The 15,380-nt window shown below is 62.6% G+C and carries 14 protein-coding genes; 4 read left to right on the top strand and 10 right to left on the bottom strand.

Annotated features, from left to right (window positions below):
- Positions 1-5 precede the first annotated feature (5 nt).
- Positions 6-977 carry an AAA family ATPase gene (locus AB4Z53_RS10880; protein ID WP_441595805.1) on the bottom strand — a complete coding sequence of 324 codons (972 nt, stop codon included), beginning with the start codon at positions 975-977 and terminating at the stop codon, positions 6-8.
- Positions 978-1,237: 260 nt separating this feature from the next.
- On the opposite strand from AB4Z53_RS10880, the gene AB4Z53_RS10875 reads away from it, so the two are divergent.
- The 4 genes from AB4Z53_RS10875 (at position 1,238) to AB4Z53_RS10860 (ending at position 6,028) form a co-directional block, all read left to right on the top strand.
- Positions 1,238-2,209: a formylglycine-generating enzyme family protein gene (locus tag AB4Z53_RS10875; protein WP_441595804.1), complete on the top strand. Its 972-nt coding sequence runs from the start codon at positions 1,238-1,240 to the stop codon at positions 2,207-2,209.
- Between the two features lie 44 nt (positions 2,210-2,253).
- A complete protein-coding gene (locus AB4Z53_RS10870; protein ID WP_441595803.1) occupies positions 2,254-3,300 on the top strand; it encodes an HAD family hydrolase in 1,047 nt (348 codons plus the stop codon).
- Between the two features lie 463 nt (positions 3,301-3,763).
- Entirely contained in the window at positions 3,764-4,039 is a 276-nt protein-coding gene (locus AB4Z53_RS10865; RefSeq protein ID WP_113535727.1) for a hypothetical protein, read from the top strand.
- 219 nt (positions 4,040-4,258) lie between these two features.
- A complete protein-coding gene (locus tag AB4Z53_RS10860) occupies positions 4,259-6,028 on the top strand; it encodes a hypothetical protein (protein WP_441595802.1) in 1,770 nt (589 codons plus the stop codon).
- Positions 6,029-6,048: 20 nt separating this feature from the next.
- Here the strand turns inward: AB4Z53_RS10860 and AB4Z53_RS10855 are convergent, their stop codons facing one another.
- The 9 genes from AB4Z53_RS10855 to AB4Z53_RS10815 form a co-directional block, all read right to left on the bottom strand.
- On the bottom strand, positions 6,049-7,074 hold the full coding sequence (locus AB4Z53_RS10855; protein ID WP_441595801.1) for an NADP-dependent oxidoreductase: 1,026 nt from the start codon (positions 7,072-7,074) through the stop codon (positions 6,049-6,051).
- A gap of 172 nt (positions 7,075-7,246) precedes the next feature.
- Positions 7,247-8,608 (bottom strand): O-acetylhomoserine aminocarboxypropyltransferase/cysteine synthase family protein, encoded by a 1,362-nt coding sequence (locus AB4Z53_RS10850; RefSeq protein ID WP_441595800.1) that lies wholly within the window; start codon positions 8,606-8,608, stop codon positions 7,247-7,249.
- A gap of 41 nt (positions 8,609-8,649) precedes the next feature.
- The gene (locus tag AB4Z53_RS10845) at positions 8,650-9,690 is read right to left on the bottom strand and encodes an isopenicillin N synthase family dioxygenase (RefSeq protein ID WP_441595799.1); all 1,041 of its coding nucleotides are present in this window, start codon (positions 9,688-9,690) and stop codon (positions 8,650-8,652) included.
- 617 nt (positions 9,691-10,307) lie between these two features.
- Positions 10,308-10,544, bottom strand: coding sequence for a hypothetical protein (locus AB4Z53_RS10840; RefSeq protein ID WP_113535723.1), 237 nt, complete (start codon positions 10,542-10,544; stop codon positions 10,308-10,310).
- A gap of 120 nt (positions 10,545-10,664) precedes the next feature.
- A complete protein-coding gene (locus AB4Z53_RS10835; RefSeq protein WP_441595798.1) occupies positions 10,665-11,390 on the bottom strand; it encodes a TfuA-like protein in 726 nt (241 codons plus the stop codon).
- Positions 11,390-12,574, bottom strand: a complete 1,185-nt coding sequence (locus AB4Z53_RS10830; protein WP_441595797.1) for a YcaO-like family protein — start codon at positions 12,572-12,574, stop codon at positions 11,390-11,392. Before AB4Z53_RS10830 ends, AB4Z53_RS10835 begins: the two co-directional genes overlap by 1 nt.
- A gap of 72 nt (positions 12,575-12,646) precedes the next feature.
- A complete protein-coding gene (locus tag AB4Z53_RS10825) occupies positions 12,647-12,868 on the bottom strand; it encodes a hypothetical protein (protein ID WP_113535721.1) in 222 nt (73 codons plus the stop codon).
- A gap of 32 nt (positions 12,869-12,900) precedes the next feature.
- Positions 12,901-14,775 carry an SARP family transcriptional regulator gene (locus AB4Z53_RS10820; RefSeq protein WP_441595796.1) on the bottom strand — a complete coding sequence of 625 codons (1,875 nt, stop codon included), beginning with the start codon at positions 14,773-14,775 and terminating at the stop codon, positions 12,901-12,903.
- A gap of 27 nt (positions 14,776-14,802) precedes the next feature.
- Complete coding sequence (locus tag AB4Z53_RS10815) at positions 14,803-15,255, bottom strand: helix-turn-helix domain-containing protein (RefSeq protein ID WP_223728594.1); 453 nt, start codon at positions 15,253-15,255, stop codon at positions 14,803-14,805.
- Between the last annotated feature and the right edge of the window lie 125 nt (positions 15,256-15,380).

Raw genomic sequence — 15,380 nt, 5'->3', positions numbered from 1 at the left:
CATCCTCAGGCGACCGCGACGAGTTCGACGATGCGGTCGATCACCTGGTTGGCGGTGGTGCCGCCGGCATGGGCTTCGTAGGAAAGCACCAGCCGGTGGCGAAAGACGTCGTGCACGGTGGCCTGCACATCRTCGGGGGTCACGAAATCGCGGCCGTTCAGCCAGGCATGCGCCCTCGCAACCTTGTCGAGGCCGATGACGCCGCGCGGGCTGACGCCGACCTGCAGCCATTTGGCGAGGTCCTTGTCGACCTTGTCGGGATAGCGGGTCGCCATGACGAGCGCGACGATGTAATTTTCGATCGCCTCCGAAACGGTGATCGCCGAAATCTCCTGGCGCGCGGTAAACACCGCATTCTGGGCGAGTTTCTCCGTCGCGTGGTTGTTGGATTTCGCGTGGATTTCCTCGGAGCGCACGAGGCGCATGATGTCGGCTTCCGACGCAGCGTCCGGGTAGTCCACCTGGATGTGCATGAGGAAGCGGTCAAGCTGCGCCTCGGGCAGGGGATAGGTGCCTTCTTGCTCGATCGGGTTCTGTGTCGCCATCACCAGGAACAGGTCCGGCAGCGTGTGGCTCTTGCCGCCGATGGTGACCTGGCGTTCCTCCATCGCTTCGAGCAGGGCCGATTGCACCTTGGCCGGCGCACGGTTGACCTCGTCCGCCAGGATGAGATTGGCGAAGATGGGGCCTTCCTGAAAGCGGAACTCGCCCTTGCCGCCATCGGAAAAATAGATCTCCGACCCGGTGATGTCGGCAGGCAGGAGGTCTGGCGTGAACTGGATGCGCGACAGTTCCGCGTCGAGGTTCTTGGCCATGCTCTTGATCGCACGGGTCTTCGCGAGCCCCGGCAAGCCCTCGACGAGCAAATGGCCGTTGCTGAGCAAGCCCAGCAGCAACCGCTCGATCATGCCCTCCTGGCCGATGATCGCTTCGCCGATGCGCTTGCCAAGTTGCTCGATATCGTCGCGTGCACCCATGAATTCCTGCTCCCTCTGCCTCTCCGGCAGCATCAGTCATCATGAAATTTCGGCAGAGCTTATTGTTAAATCAGGTCAATTGGAAAGAACGTAACAGTAACGAAGACCTCGCGAGGACCACATTTGGGCGATTTTTCATCGCGGCCATGGAGGTCTTATTTTGCCATCGTAACGGTTACGTACTTTGGGTCGGAGAGGAATGGCGATAGCTTGGATCGGCTTGGTGGTCGAACCTGCCACCTCCGGGAGATGGACGCCGCATGCAAGTGTCGCAGCAGATACCGCTTCACAACGAAACGCCGGCAGCGATCAGCGCACGCGAGCCGATCTGGATCGAAGGCGGCACCTTCGTCATGGGCTCGGACAAGCATTATCCAGAGGAAGCGCCGGCGCATCCGGTGAAGGTGGATGGCTTCTGGATCGACGTTGCGCCGGTGACCAACCGCCAGTTTTCCGCCTTCGTCGAGGCCACCGGCTACGTTACCGAGGCGGAGAAGACACCGGACCCCAAGGATTATCCGGGCGCCCTGCCGGAGATGATGCGCGCTGGCTCGGTGATCTTCGATCCGCCGAAGCGGATTAACGGCAATAGCCCGTCGCAATGGTGGAACTTCAAGTTCGGTGCCGATTGGCGCCGGCCCTATGGGCGGCAGAGCAACATCCGCGGCAAGCTCGATCATCCCGTCGTCCAGGTCTCCTATCTCGATGCCAAGGCCTATGCGGCATGGGCGGGAAAGGATTTACCGACGGAAGCGGAGTGGGAGTTCGCCGCGAAAGGTGGGCTTGAAGGCGCGGAATTTGCCTGGGGCGACGAACTGGTGCCCGCGGGCCGCTTCATGGCGAACACCTGGCACGGCATGTTCCCGACGGAAAATCTGAGGCCTGATGGCTTCGAACGGACGTCGCCGGTCGCAAGTTTCCCGCCGAACGGTTACGGCCTTTTCGACATGATCGGCAATGTCTGGGAGTGGACGTGCGACTTCTGGTCGACCAAACATCCGGCACCGGCGCAAAAGAGCTGTTGTATCCCCTCCAATCCGCGCGGCGGCGACAGGGAAGCAAGCTTCGATCCGAGACAGCCGACGATCCACATCGCCCGTCGGGTGGTGAAGGGCGGCTCGCATCTGTGCGCACCCAACTATTGCCGACGGTATCGGCCGGCGGCGCGCCATCCGCATGAGGAAAACGCGGCGACTACCCATATCGGGTTCCGCTGCATCCGGCGGCCCTGACCCCGTCTGAGGTTTGAAAATCGTTCCCCCAAGGAGGATGCGTGATGACGGCAATTGCCATGCGAACCAATTCCACGCCAAGCCGGCACCGCTTTCGGTTCGCCGGTCTCCTCTTGCTGCTTTCCGCGGCCTTCGCCGCGCCGGCGGCCGTCATAGCGGCCGATGCGCCGGCCGACAGCCTTCCCTCCTGGAATGACGGCGAGGCGAAGACGGCCATCACCGACTTCGTCACGCGGGTGACCAGCGAGAACGGAGCGGATTTCGTGGCGCCTGAGGAGCGGATCGCCGTCTTTGACAATGACGGTACGCTCTGGACTGAACAGCCGAACTATTTCCAGGGTATGTTCGCCATGGATCGTGTCAAGGCCATGGCACCGGATCATCCGGAGTGGAAGGACAAGGAGCCCTTTGCATCGCTGCTCAAGGGCGACATGGCGGGTGTTGCCGCTGCCGGAGAGAAAGGCATCGTCGAGCTCGTCGTGGCGACCCATGCGGGCATGACGACAGATGCGTTCACCAAGACGGTCAAGGACTGGTTTGCGAACGCCAAGCACCCGCGCTTCGAGCGTCCATATAACGAGATCACCTATCTGCCGATGCGTGAATTGCTCGACTATCTCCGGGCAAACGCCTTCAAGACCTACATTGTCTCCGGCGGCGGCATCGAGTTCATGCGACCGATGACCGAGCAAATGTATGGCATTCCGCCTGAACAGGTCGTCGGCAGCAGCATCACGACGAAATACGACCTTGACGGCGACACGCCGGTGCTGACGCGCGAACCCAAGATCAACTTCATCGACGACGGTCCGGGCAAGCCCATTGGGATCAACACCTTCATCGGTCGCCGGCCGATCTTTGCCGCCGGCAATTCCGATGGCGACTACGAGATGCTGCGCTGGGTGACGGCAGGCACCGGTCCGCGCTTCGGCATGATCGTGCACCATACGGACGGCGAGCGCGAATGGGCCTACGACCGGCAATCGCCGGTCGGCAAGCTGGACAAGGCGCTGACAGAAGCGGAGCAGCGGAACTGGCTGCTGGTCGACATGAAAGAGGACTGGCGCAAGGTCTATGCCTTCGACAAGTAAGCAGCGGCAGACTGCCTCTGGGCTTGCGGGCGATCAGATACCGATCTGAACTCGCGCGAGACGTCGCGGTTTAGAAACTCGCCAGTGCGCGGGTTGCAAGCTGCACTGCAGTGGCCAGCGGTCAGGCAGGGACGGCCATGCCGCCTATCGAAGAAGGGCTCGGCGTGACGATGGCAGGGCCTCCGAAGCAAAAAAGGGCCATATGATGGGCGAATGCGGACGGTCATCCCGGCTGCGTCAAGCCCTTCAGGGCAAAGTTACTGTTACGTACTTCCGAAACGGAACGTCTGTTGCCACGCTAACCATCGAGGGAGAGGCTCGTTCCGGTCGCTAGTGTTGGTTGAGCGCGTCGGTGGGCTGATGTGTCGTCACGGTCCCGGAAAAATGGTCCTTGAGAAATGGCGCGCCAGCGTGTCGGGCTGGCGGCAAGGTCATCGATTGTCGATCAGGCGGGTAGGAAACAATGCCCAACGCGGCCGTACAGCGCGGACTTTTGAAGCTTATGCTGAAGCTTCCGGCCTTGCGTGGACAGTTGCAACTGCTATGCGCCAAGAACCTCTCAGTTGCCAATCTTTGCGAGGCCTATGAAGAGGCGAGCGCGATGCTCGACCGGCAGCGAAAGCTCGATCCTCTGGATCATTCGATGATCTCGGAGTATGAATTGATCTGTCGCGAGATCGAAGAAGAGGTAATTTCGATCTGTATCATCGATTCAGGGCGCGAACCTAGTCCATTGTGATTAACAAATAGCCTTCTTTGGATCATGCATTTCATGCAAGACCCGTGAAAATTCTATGGGATTTTCGAAAGGTTCTTGCTCTGTTTTGGAATGTCTCATTTCCTTCGTGAAAATGTTTTGTGATGGCGCAATATTTTTCTTTTCGTCACTGCGGCTCTCGTCTAGAGTTCGTCTCGCGTTTGCACTCTCTTTGGGGTTGTGGGCAGCTGGGAGCGCATCATGGAAGCCAGAAATGCGGGTCAAGCAGCTTTTGGTGTCGTCGCCGAATGTCATGCACGTGCTGCACTTGATCGTATTCTTGCCGATAGCCAGTTTCACGCGACCGAGCGCCATCGGAAACTCCTGCGCTATCTGGTCGATGAATTCTTCGCTGGCCGCTCAGGGCAGGTCAAAGCCTATACCATCGCGATCGACGTTTTCGGCCGGCCGACCTCTTTCGATCCGGCAACAGATCCGATCGTGCGTGTCGAAGCCTCGCGTCTGCGCGCCGCGCTGACGCAATATTACGAGACCGCCGGCGAGAAGGTCGGGGTTCGCATCGAGCTCCCCAAAGGCAACTACGTTCCTCATTTCGTGGCGAGCGACCGCTCGCCGGCCCCTGCGGAAGGCGCAACGGCTCCCGCGGAGACGGCGAGCGAGCCGGAACAGCCGGTGGCTGTCGCGTCCGTCGCGGCACAGCCGAAGCGTCGTCCGTTCGGCCCGATTGCAGCCGCTGTCGCAGGCGTCGCGGCGATGGCCGGAGCCTTCTATCTGTCCATCGCGGAGCGCCTTCCGTGGCAACCGGTGCTCTCAGCCAAGCCAACGATCGTCATAGACGTCGCTGCGGCCGGTGGAGCCGGCGGCGAAGAACAGCGGAAGGCGGGCGACTATCTTGTTCACGCGCTGTCGCAGTTCTCCGCGGTGCGCACCTTGGCGCAAGTGCCGGCCGCGGGCGTCGATGTTGCATCGGTTACCGGCTGGGTCGCATCGGCACCGCCGGTGAAGCTGCAGGGGAGCAAGGAGTACCGGCTCTCGGTCGCTTACAGCGCCGACGTTCACGAGCATCAGGTTTCGTGGCAGGTCGTCGATACCCAAAGCAACGAGGCGCTCCGAGCGGGCACCGCGAAGGCGGCGCTCGATAGTGGCGACGCGCGAACGGTTCAGGAAAGATTGCTGGCGCGGCTCGCCCGATCGCTCGCCGGCGAGGAAGGCGTCATCGTCAGCCTGGAGGCCGCGCGGCAACTCGTGACGCCTTCGATCGGCTACGGCTGCGTGCTGCTCGCCGATGTTGCGCTGGCGCGGCTCGACGCGGAAGGCTTGGCGTCTGCGCATGCCTGCCTGGAAAAGTCGGTGACCTATCAGGCGGCCGATCCCGATGTGCTTGCAAGCCTCGCCATGGTGCTGGTGGCGACCGGTGAGGCGAGCACCTCGCCAACGGTCGCGGCCCGTGCGATGAAGCTTGCGGACAGAGCCGTGGCGCTGGCACCACAATCGAGCCAGAGCTATCTCGCCCAGATGCAGGCCCGTTTCGTTTCCGGTGACACGGAGGCCGCGTTCCTGTCCGGTCGCCGCGCTGCGGCACTCAATCCGCTCGATGATGCCATCCCGGCCCGGCTCGGCCTGCTGCTCTTCGTCAGCGGGCAATATTCGGAAGGCGTGAGCCTGGCGCGGGTGGCGGAGATGGGCTGCGAGTATCTGCACCGCGATGCCGCGCTCACCCTGGCGCTAGAAGAGTACCGGAACGGCAAGTACCGCGAAGCGCTGACACGCGCGCGCCAACTCGCCAACCCCGCCGACACCGCCGTCAACCTGCTCCGCATGGCGGCTGCCGGCCAGCTGGGCCTGACACGTGAGGCCACCAGCGCGCTGGACGGGTTACGCTGGAGCAAGAGCGGCAAGCCGCGGTCGATCGAGAGTGAGCTTGCCGCGCGCGGTTACGCGCCGGACCTGATCGCACTTCTTGACGACGGTCTGGGCAAGGCGGGCATTCGCCTCGCCGCCCTGCACTGACAGTCGGCGGGGTTGGCTGCTCAGCTCTCGTCAGCCACCCGCACGACCAGTTTGCCGAAATTGCGGCCTTCGAGCAGCCCGATGAACGCATTCGGGGAGTTCTCGATGCCGTCGACGACGTCCTCCTTGTAGCGAACCTCGCCGCTGGTGATCCAGCCTGCCATCTCCTGGTAGAAGGCCGGCCGCTGATCGGCGAATTCACGCTGGATGAAGCCGCGGATGAGCAGGCTCCGGCTCAGGACCTCGCGCATGACACCCGGCAACCTGTCGCCGCCCGCTTGCGGGCCGCCGGCCTGGTTGTAGTGCGCGATCAGCCCGCACACGGGCACGCGGGCGAAGTCGTTCAGAAGCGGAAACACCGCATCCCAGACATGGCCGCCGACATTCTCGAAATAGACGTCGATGCCTTTGGGGCAGGTGGCCGCGAGCTGCTCGGTGAAATCCGGCGCGCGGTGATCGATCACCGCATCGAAGCCGAGCGTGTCGCGGACGAAGGCGCACTTGTCCGCACCGCCGGCGATCCCGACGGCGCGCGCGCCCTTGATGCGCGCGATCTGGCCGACGGCCGAGCCGACGGCGCCGCTGGCGGCGGCCACGACGACCGTCTCACCTGGCTTCGGCCTGCCGATTGTCAGCAGTCCCGCATAGGCGGTAAAGCCGGGCATGCCGAGAATGCCGAGTGCCGTCGACAAAGGCGCCGCCGATGGATCGAGTTTGCGCAGGTCCGCACCGCGCGACAGCGCATAGTTCTGCCAGCCGGAGTGGGAGAGCACGAAATCGCCGTCGCTGAAATCCGGGTGGCGCGAGCGGACGACGCGGGCGACCGTGCCGCCTTCCATGACCGCGCCGATCTCCACCGGCTTGGCATAGGAGCGGCCGGCGTTCATGCGCCCTCGCATGTAGGGATCGAGGGAAAGATAGAGGATCTTCAGCAGAACTTCGCCTTCGGCCGGCTCCGGGATTGCCGTCTCTACGATGCGAAAATCGCTCGGCGTCGGTCGACCGGCTGGCCGGGCGGCAAGCAGGACCTGGGTGTTCTTGCTCATGATCTTTCCTCTGTAGGTACGTGGTAACATTTGCGGACGCAGCGACCGGTGCGCATTTGTGACACGAAACCGGGCGGTGACCTATCGGCCAGTTCTGACCCCGCCAAACAAAAAACTCCGCAGCCAGGCCACAAAGGCCCTGAGCTGCGGAGCCGGATACGCGATCGTGCCGTCAGGCCGCGTCGATCGCCTGACGGATATCGGCGATGATGTCGTCGGCATGTTCAATGCCGATCGAAAGCCGGACATAGCCCGGCGTGACGCCGGTCTTGAGTTGATCCTCTTCGGAAAGCTGCGAATGCGTCGTCGTTGCCGGATGGATGGCAAGCGAGCGCGCGTCGCCGATATTGGCGACGTGGTAGAGCAGCTTAAGCCCGTCGATGAACCGGCGTCCCGCCTCGCGTCCATCCTTCAGTTCGAAGCCGACCAGGGCGCCATAGTGGCCGTTACGGAGATACTTCTCGGCACGCTTCTGTGTCTCGCCTTCCTGGAACTTCGGGAAGATCACGCGACCGACCTTCGGATGGGTGCGGAGGAACTCGGCCACCTTTATCGCGTTCTCGTTGTGCTGGCGGATTCTGAGCGGCAGCGTCTCCAGCCCTTGGATGAACTGGAAGGCGTTCAGCGGACTGATGGCGGCGCCGAGGTCGCGCAACAGCACCGCGCGGGCGCGCAGGATATAGGGATGAAAGTCGATCGCAGCCGCCTTTTCCAGCCACGTCTTGCTCTGGTAGCTCAGGTCCGGCTCGTGCAGGTTCGGATGCCGCGCCTCATGTTCGTGCCAGGGAAAGCGACCGCTGTCGATGATTGCGCCGCCGATCGAAGTACCATGACCGCCGATATACTTCGTCGTGGAGTAGACGACGACGGCTGCGCCGTGCTCGAAGGGGCGAATGGTCAGCGGGGCTGCCGTGTTGTCGACGATCAGCGGAATGCCGAAGCGCAAGCCGACTTCGGCCACTTCGGCGATCGGAAAGACCTCGAGCTTCGGGTTCGGCAGGGACTCGGCATAGTAGGCGCGCGTCCTGTCGTCCGTCGCCCGGGCAAAGGCTTCGGGGTCAGCGGCGTCGACGAAACGGACCTCGATGCCGAAGTTCTTCAGCGTTGCGGCAAAGAGTGCCCAGGTGCCACCATAGAGGCCGGCCGCGCTGACGATGTTGTCGCCGGCGCGCGCAAGGTTCAGGAGGGCAAATGCAGAGGCCGCCTGACCGGAGCCGAGGGCCAGCGCCGCGGCACCACCTTCGATTTCCGCCAGCCGCTGCTCGAAAGCGTCCTGCGTCGGATTGGAGACGCGGGTGTAGAGATGCCCCGGAGCTTCGAGCGCAAAGAGCTTGTCGGCGCCATCGGTGCCGGGCAGCTGATAGGACGTCGTCTGGTAGATCGGCACGGCGACGGCGCCGCTTGCCGGGTCGAAGCGGTAGCTGCCGCCATGGAGTGCCAGCGTTTCAGGATGCAACCGACCGCCGGCTTCGCGCTGGCCGCTCGATGCCTTGATCTCGATTGCAGGTTCTTCCGGCTTCTGATGAATCGTCATGCCATGTCTCCTTGGCTCTCAGGTTGATCGGCGCTGTCCGGTTAATAGGCGGGCACCGCCGCTTTTTGCTGTTCCAGCAGGTCGGCGTGGTGCTCTGCGGCGACATCAGGGTGCGAGCGCAGCCGGGACTTCAGCACGTTGCGGCCGACCTCGTGGAAGAGCGGGTTCTGCGGATCCTGCGTAACGCCGCGAACCTCGGCTGCAAGCTCTGGTGGCAGGTCGAGCACCGGGATGGTCGAGGCGAGGTTGGCGCCGAGGAAGAAGGCGACGGACAGCCGGTCGCCGCCGGCTGGGGGCGTCACCACTCGGTGGATGTTGGCGAGCAGATAACCGTTCGACGCCAGTTCCAGAAGCTCGCCGACATTGATGACGAAGGTTCCGCGCTTCGGCGGTGCGTCGATCCAGCCACCCTTGCCGTCATCGACCTGCAGCCCGCCAACCACGTCCTGTAGCAGGATGGTGACGAAGCCGCCGTCCTTGTGGGCGCCCACGCCCTGGTCGCTCTCCGTCTTGTCACGGCCGGGGTAGCGGATGATCTTCAGAAGTTGGTTGGGGCCGTCGCGATAGATCGGGCCGAAGACATCTGGCTTCTGGCCGAGCGCTTCCGAGAAGATCTCGATCAGACGAATGCCGAGCCCGGTGACGGCTTCGATGTAGCCGAGGATCGCGGGCTTCAATTCCGGCAAGGCATCGGGGAACTGATTGGGGCCGACGAGCCGCTTCCATGGCGCATCGCCGGAGGCGGTTTCAAGCCTTTGACCCTCGGGACCGAAGTCCACCTGCTCGCGCCAATCCTGGGTACCACGGGTATATTCGAGGCCGGCACGGTTGTAGCCGCGGAAGTGCGGTGACTTGCGCATTTCGATCGCCAGCTTGTCATCCTCGGGCAGCGCGAAGAAACGACGCGAAAGCGAAAGGATGCCGTCGATCTCGTCCTGCGGGATGCCGTGGCCTTCGAGGTAGAAGAAGCCCACCGAGCGGGCGACGCTGCGCAACTCATCGAGCGCCGTCGCCCGCTCGGGATGGCCCGCCGCAAAGCGGGAAAGGTCGAGGACGGGCAGGGTTGGATTGGTCTGGCTCAAGATGCTCTCCGTTGTTTCTTGGCGCGTGCCGCCGGCTACCGGTACCCCGCGAGCGAGGCAGAGCGTGCTGCGGGCACATCGAGGTGCTCAGGTGAAGACAGAGGATGCGCAAGGACGGTCGTGTCGGTTGACTGGAAGAGCGTTCACCGCGGCGAAACGCTGATCGTTGAATGGTCCTGGCTCATGGCACCCCCGGCTGTGTCGAGTGGTTCAAGCCTAACCCGTAGTGCTATTAATTCAACAATATCTATGGAAATTATGGACTAAATTCGAGGGCCGGGCGAGACAAACATTCGAACGGCGTGAGGTTCCAGGGAAATTCCGTCCGGGCCGTCGCTACTAGCGCTGGTGAACGCTCCCGCGCGTCGATACTGGCGCACGCTGATTGCAAGGTGGTAGGCGAGTGGCACCGCAAATGCCGTCACGTCTGGCCGAGCTATGTACACCGCGTGAGGTGAACTTGCTTGAAGAGCGCAAATGAAAAGCCCCGTTTTGCTTTCTGCAAAACGGGGCTTTGTGGCGATCGGATTTTCGGGTCACCCCGGCGTTCCCGGAAACGGAGGATGACCCTCCACGACTGCGCTATTCCGGGCGGAGACGCCCAGAACTTACCGGTCTCAGCAGCGGCCGAGGCTTGGTCGTGTCATCAGTTCGTTGGTGAGATGTGCTCTCTTGTCTCCGCACTCCTCTGCCTCCTTGAGCAGTGACGCAAGCGCCAACTCGAGGCAGTATTGCACGCCTTCGACATTGAGGGTCTTGGCGGAGTCGCGCGCATAGGTGACAAGGCGAGCCAATGCCAGCAGCTCCTTCTCCTTGTCTTCCGGCTCCACCGGTACAGCAAATGAAGATAGCATGATTTTCCCCAGCTCCCTATGGATCGGCCAGATCCAGTTCAGCGTGAGCAATCATAGCGTGACTGCGCGGCAGTGCGCGTGACATGAGCGTGACACACGTTGTATGGGAAAACAACGCGCTTAAGATGAAGCGTCAGGTTGACCGGACAACCTCTTCCACATGCTGGTAGAATTGAATTTCCAGTCTTTGGCTACAACTGTTCGTTGGTCCGGCGCGTTGTGCAGTGCATCAAGCAAAAGCAACGCATCGATACGCTTCTGATCGACGAATTCAGCGGCAAGCAGGTCTTTGAGGCGTGTGCGATCGATGCCAGCGGCAAGGGGCGCGCGCGCGACCACCGCGGTCCAGGTGCGCTCCTTGTAGAAGATGCCGGCCGCCGCGCCGCCGATCGCCGCTGCGGCTTCCGCAGAAAGCAGTTGGCGATCCCGAAGGCGCCTGAGGGTCATGTCCACATTCACGAGTGGCAGGGTCAGCGGCAGGTGCCCGAGCTCAGCCGGGCTGTGGATCAGGGCGACATCGGCATCGTCCACCCGCTCGCATTGCGCATATTGGCGGTAGACCTCGCCAATGCCCGTCATGCCGAAGGGAGCGCATTCTGCAGCGCGCAGCGCACCCATGCTGGCTGCGCCGAAGACCTGAACGCCTTGCGTCAGCGCGTAGAGAATCTCCTTATGCCAGACCGGCGCCACCTGTTCGAAATTGCCATCGACCAGGCCGATGGCTGTCGCTCCGCGCTCGGTCGCCTGGAGAATGTCGCTCTGGACCGCAGGTGGCAGGACGGTAATGGCATCGCCCGCAATTCTCTGCGCGTCCGGCAGCGTCGGGCCCACGAAGACGATCTTCATTAAACCTCCAGCGCGCGCGTCAGCGCCCGCGCTCCGAAGCGGCGCTTGCGAAGCCCGTCGGGGTTTTCGAGGTCGGGAACGAGAACCTTGACGACAGAAAACGGCATTGCCCCCTCTTCGACCAGCGGTACGACGACGATCGAGCCGATACGCGCCTCCTCGAGCCGCCGCATCACGAAGCGCAGCAGTTCCTGCGGTCCTCCCCCGGCGTTGGTAGCTGCTGCCGTTTTCCTTTGAGGCACCGCCTCGAACAGGCGTTGCGTCTCGCTCGGAAGGGGACGGGTAAACGTCTCGGGAAAGACGTCGTCGCGGGCGCCGCTGATATAGGTGAGCCGCGACTGGGCGGCCTCCGTCACGGCGCGGATGGCGGCTCTTCGCGCCACCGGGTGCGCGCCATGGCCGATCGTCACGTCGTGGTATCGGGGTTGCCGCGCGGTCAGAATGCCGGCGCCGGCAAGGGTCGCCGCATAACAGGGGATTGCGACGTCGCTGGTCATATCGAATAGACGCAGTTGCAGGCCGCAGTCCACGATCCGCCGCTCCATCCCGTCGAGGATCGGGTCCTCGAACGATGCCGGATCAATGCAAGTCCTGAGCTTGCCGTCCAGCGGCAACAGACGCCAGAGCGTTTCGGCGTCGCGCTCGATCCGCTCCAGCAGGCCGTGCAGGATAGCCTCGGTCTCGGTGTTGCCGGAGGCAAGGCCGTCGGAGGATTGCCAATATCGGCAGCGGTCGATGGTTCGGTCGAGCGTCGCTGCGTGAAGCGGCGCCCATGTGGTGGATCCATCCGCCAGATCAAATCCGCTGAGCCAGGCGATCGTCTCGTCGTCTCCGAGATCGGCCCCGCCGGCGGCCACTAGACCCGGAAGCGTCAAGGCCCGGTCCCCACCCTCGCGCAGGGCCCGTCTGGTCGCCATTCTGAACGGAACGGAAGGCGTGCAGGCCACGGCGCGTTCGATCGACTCCATGGCGGCCGAAATCTTGGCGTCGCTATCGCTGACGCCCTTTCCTTGATTGATGACGATCGACCGCGCATTCGGGGAAATGGCGCTCCAGACCGGGATCCCGATCTTGTCGAGCCCGGTCAGGCGCGCAAGCCGGCTGACGCCGAATGTCGGCAAAAGCGGCCCGATGCGCCGAAGGGTCTCTTCGGGCGAACAGGCGCGATCGCTGTATGAGAGCATTCCGGCCGTCGGATGACCGATACGATCATCCGACGGCCGGTCAATTTCGGTGGCCCGCGCCACGTCTCGGCGCTAGCCGTCCATGAAACCGCCGGAAACCGAACCGGACGAGGCGGCCAGCACGGCGAGGTTCACGCCCTTGTGCACTGTCGCGCCGCCGTTGCTACGCAGATCGTTGGCCGCTGCGAGCGGTCCCTGTGTCGGCGTCGGAATTAGCGTCACCGTTCCCGCATCCAGATCTGCCATCCAGAGCCTGTCATCGCCTTCCACACCAATTACCACCACTTTCGCCATTTGCCCCTCCTGGCTTTCACTGAATGAAGACGTCAGAAGCCTGCCTTGCGCAGGCCCTCGCAATAGTGGACTCGCTGCCACTCTTCCCTAAAGGGAACGATGGCCATCCATTTGTCGAGATCAAAATCCGGATGCACGTCGAATGTCTTGCGGACGAATTGGCGTGCCTTCTTCTTGTTGCCAAGCATACCCCAGCTCGCCGCCGACAGCCGGTCGGCAGGCGTCGGATCGCGCATACGCTCGATATAGGCGATGGCCTGCTCGTACTGCCCGAGCGAGTAGCTGGCGCCGGCCGCGGTCCAGAAATATTCGTCCGGCGCGATCGGGTTGAGGTCGAGCGCGGCCTGGATCTTGCGTAGCCCGCCCTCGGGACGCGAGGCCTGCACCAGCGTGTCGGCGTAGCTCGCGATCACGTTGGCATGCTGCGGGCTCAGCGCCTCCGCCTTGTCATGGTACTCCATGCTCTCATCGAACTGTCTCAGATAGAGCTTGACGACACCGAGTTCGCGATAACCCGTTGCCAGCGTGTCATCGGCTCCCACCGCGTCGCGCGCATGCCGCTCTGCAAGTGCCAGCAGTTCGCTGTCGCCACGCGCCGTCAGCAGCCATTCGAAGAAGTAGCTGCGTGCCAGGCCACTCATCGCCGGCGCAAAGTCGGAATTCTCGTACAGCGATTCACGGAAACTCTTGCGAGCGCGCCGCACTTCCGGAAGGTTGAGCTGCTTGAGGTAGCGCTGCCCAAGCAGGAAACTGCGATAGGAGCCGACATTGGTTTCGTAGGTCTTCCGTTGTGTCTCGTTGCGCTCTACCTGGCTGGCGATCGCATAGGCGATCTGCAGTGCGATCTCCCGCCTGGAGGTCATCAACCCGTCGCCGTCGATATTGAAGCGGTCGGCCCAGATCACCTCGTCGTTGGCAAAGAAGATCAGTTGGGTGAACAGGGTCAGCCGGCTGCCCTCGTCCGTCAAACGGGTATCGAGGATGTAGCTGATGGCGTGCTTTTGGTAGGTGTTTGCCTTGTCGGACTGAAGGCTGATCTGCGCGGCCGTGTAGGGGGCGATGACCGAAACCGAACGAAGCGCGCAAAGACCGATGGTGACGTCCTCGATCAGGGCGCTTGCGAACTGGGTGGAGGGACTGTCGATCGCTCCGTTGCTCGGCGGAAGCAGCACGACACGCGGCGGACGCAAGTCGGCAGCTATCTCCGAAACTGGAGCGAGGATCGTCGAAGCTGGCGGTCGCCATTCCGCGACCGCGGGAACGACCGGCGCATCACTGTGCGCGATTGCCCTTGCCTCGAGGGGATTGCCCTCCAGCTGAAACACCTGGGTCAGGATCTTGCGCACATCTTCGTCGAGCGGATTGCGCTCAAGGAGCCGTGCTGCGGCCGCCTTGACCAGCTTGCGCAGGCTCTTCGTCGATTCCGGTGCGGCTAAGAGCAGGCTTTCGCGCAGGAGCGTCATGTGCTCGCCGCGCTGCCGCTCGATCCAGCCGTGGAGCGCTTGCCCTTGCGACTTCAGATCCTTGAGGAAGTCCTCCTGGAACGTCGTCGCCGCCAGCTGGAAGCGGGCGAGGGGATCGCCCGTGTCTCGGCCGATTTCATCGAGATCGCTCTGCAGCCGATCGACGTCGAGCCCGACCGACGATTGGGAGAAACTCAGGAAATGGCAGCCGAGTTCGTCCTGTCGCGCGCTGATCCGGGAGATCGTCTTGCGCAGATTGACGAAGGCCTGGCTGGGGACGACTTCATCCCACAACAGCTTGGCAATGTCGTTTCTCGACTGCTCGCGATGTCCGCCGACGATAAAATAACAAAGGATGAGCAGACCCTTTTCCGGAAAGGCCACTTCGCGCCCGTCGGCATCGACGAGGCGCAAGCGCCCGAGGGTCTGCAGTCTGAATGTCATCCGGTCATTCCTGTCGGGCGCAAACGATTATCCGTGCAGATCCTGGGCGTGGGTCGTTCCCGCGCGGCTGCCTTCCGTCTCCGGCGTCTGGGCCACGGCGGCGACGAGCGAGATGATCTTCTTGCGCAACACCGGATCCGTGATCTTCAGGAAAGCGCGGTTGAGCGCGATGCCTTCCTTCGACGAAACGAAGGAGGAGATTTCGCTCGGTTCGCGCGTCGTGTCGCCGGCGCCGTTGCGAGCAGCTGCGTCGTCGCCTTCCTGGAAGAAGAAGCTCGGATGCACGCCGAGGATATCGGCGATCGCCTGAAGACGGCTGGCGCCGATGCGGTTGGTGCCTTTTTCGTACTTCTGAACCTGCTGGAATGTGATCCCGAGGCCGTCGGCCAGCTTCTCCTGGCTCAACCCGGCCATCAACCGACGCATCCTGACGCGGGAACCGACAAAGACATCAATCTGGCTGGGGGCTTTTGTGTTCACTTGTATTTCCTCCGCACGTAGGAGTGGTCAAATCATACATATGAGTTTGCTTGAATAAATCTCCCGATGCAATCACCACGGGCTAAAACACGGAGATTTGCAAAGCCGCCCCGGTTTTCCAGGAG

Source organism: Ensifer sp. 2TAB8, from assembly GCF_052115125.1.
GTDB lineage: Bacteria > Pseudomonadota > Alphaproteobacteria > Rhizobiales > Rhizobiaceae > Ensifer.
The sequence above is the reverse complement of the archived record's forward strand: the minus strand, read 5'-3'. Positions and strand labels throughout refer to the sequence as shown.

Bases quoted from the DNA above. Each gene is read 5' to 3' on its own strand.
- AB4Z53_RS10850 (WP_441595800.1), bottom strand. From the start codon at position 8,608: ATGACGATTCATCAGAAGCCGGAAGAACCTGCAATCGAGATCAAGGCA.
- AB4Z53_RS10840 (WP_113535723.1), bottom strand. From the start codon at position 10,544: ATGCTATCTTCATTTGCTGTACCGGTGGAGCCGGAAGACAAGGAGAAG.
- AB4Z53_RS10870 (WP_441595803.1), top strand. From the start codon at position 2,254: ATGACGGCAATTGCCATGCGAACCAATTCCACGCCAAGCCGGCACCGC.
- AB4Z53_RS10860 (WP_441595802.1), top strand. From the start codon at position 4,259: ATGGAAGCCAGAAATGCGGGTCAAGCAGCTTTTGGTGTCGTCGCCGAA.
- AB4Z53_RS10830 (WP_441595797.1), bottom strand. From the start codon at position 12,574: ATGCTCTCATACAGCGATCGCGCCTGTTCGCCCGAAGAGACCCTTCGG.
- AB4Z53_RS10865 (WP_113535727.1), top strand. From the start codon at position 3,764: ATGCCCAACGCGGCCGTACAGCGCGGACTTTTGAAGCTTATGCTGAAG.
- AB4Z53_RS10825 (WP_113535721.1), bottom strand. From the start codon at position 12,868: ATGGCGAAAGTGGTGGTAATTGGTGTGGAAGGCGATGACAGGCTCTGG.
- AB4Z53_RS10835 (WP_441595798.1), bottom strand. From the start codon at position 11,390: ATGAAGATCGTCTTCGTGGGCCCGACGCTGCCGGACGCGCAGAGAATT.
- AB4Z53_RS10820 (WP_441595796.1), bottom strand. From the start codon at position 14,775: ATGACATTCAGACTGCAGACCCTCGGGCGCTTGCGCCTCGTCGATGCC.
- AB4Z53_RS10875 (WP_441595804.1), top strand. From the start codon at position 1,238: ATGCAAGTGTCGCAGCAGATACCGCTTCACAACGAAACGCCGGCAGCG.
- AB4Z53_RS10855 (WP_441595801.1), bottom strand. From the start codon at position 7,074: ATGAGCAAGAACACCCAGGTCCTGCTTGCCGCCCGGCCAGCCGGTCGA.